The following is a 1,249-nucleotide window of genomic DNA, read 5'->3' as shown; positions in this document are numbered from 1 at the left end:
TCCGGGGTCTGCGCGACGGCGACCGGATCGCGCGGGTCGAGCTCCGGCGGCGGGCGCGCAGCAGCTGACGCCGCCGGGCTCCCGCCGCCGTCACGGGTGTCAGGCGCCGGGCTCCCGCCGAACGCCGATGAGCTCGGCGAGCCCCGCCACGAGCCCCGCCGAGGAGAGCCGCGTCTCGACGTCGCGCCGGCCGGCCGCGCCGAGGTCCGCCGCGCGCGCGGGATCCCGCAGCAGCCCCACCACGGCGTCGGCCATGGCGGCGGGCTCGCCCACGGGAGTGAGGATGCCCGTGCGCCCGTCGGCGACGTAGTCCTCCGTGCCGGGGGTCGCGGTCATCACGACGGGTCGTCCGGTCGCCATCGCCTCCAGGCTCACCGTCATGCCGGACACGTGCAGGTTGTCCCGCGTCGCGACGGCCACCACGGTCGCGCGCGCGTAGAGGTCCGCGAGCTCGGAGTGCGTGAAGTACGGCACCTTGGTCACGCCGGCGGGCGCGGGCAGGTCCGAGGTGCTCTGCACCACGATCTCCGCCTCCGGCACGGCCGCGTGGACGCGGGCGAGCGCGGCGAACAGCGTCGCCGGATCCCGGTCCCGGTCGCCGCCCACGCTGACGACGCACGGCCTCGTCGGCGTGGGACGCGCGGGGTAGAAGGACTCGTCGACGCCGAACGCGAAGAAGCCCACGGGCGGTCCGCCCGGTCCCACGAACTCGCGCAGCGGCTCGACCTGGCCGCGGCTGATGACCCACAGGCCGTCCATGCGGCGGAGCACGTCGCGCATGCGGCCGAGGTCCCCGCCCGTGCCGCGCGCGAGCATGTCGGTCACCCAGATCACGCCCGTGTACATCTCCTGATGGGGCCGCGTGAGGAGCATGCGGCGGGCGGCGTTCTCGTCCCAGGTGATGCCGATGTCGCGGCTGCTCGACGCGGGCGCGGCCGGCCGGCGGCGCAGCGGGGCGACGCGGTCGCGGAGCGCGTCGAGGCGGCCGGGGGCGCGCAGCGGTGCGACGGTCACGTCGGCGTCGTACGCGCGCAGCCCGTCGAGGCCGTACGGCCAGGCACCGGGCACCTCGCCGGCCGCGTGCCGGGCGCTCCAGCGGGGCAGGTCGCGTTCGACGGGGAACAGGACCTCCACGGCCGGCCGGGCGGATCCCCCTGGCCGGGTCACGGGGTGCCCGCCGGGGTGGTGACGCGCGCCGCCGTGTCGGTCTCCGCGCCGTCGGCGGGGTCCGTGCCGTCGTGGGGATCCG

Annotated in this window: 1 protein-coding gene; it reads right to left on the bottom strand. The window is 77.4% G+C overall.

Annotation, left to right across the window (positions count from 1 at the left end; genetic code table 11):
• Window positions 1-99: 99 nt before the first annotated feature.
• On the bottom strand, window positions 100-1,134 hold the full coding sequence (locus DZG00_RS15530; RefSeq protein ID WP_233550168.1) for a glycosyltransferase family 4 protein: 1,035 nt from the start codon (window positions 1,132-1,134) through the stop codon (window positions 100-102).
• Between the last annotated feature and the right edge of the window lie 115 nt (window positions 1,135-1,249).

The organism is Clavibacter lycopersici (assembly GCF_003576405.1).
GTDB lineage: Bacteria > Actinomycetota > Actinomycetes > Actinomycetales > Microbacteriaceae > Clavibacter > Clavibacter lycopersici.
This window is presented reverse-complemented; position numbering and strand designations above follow the sequence as displayed.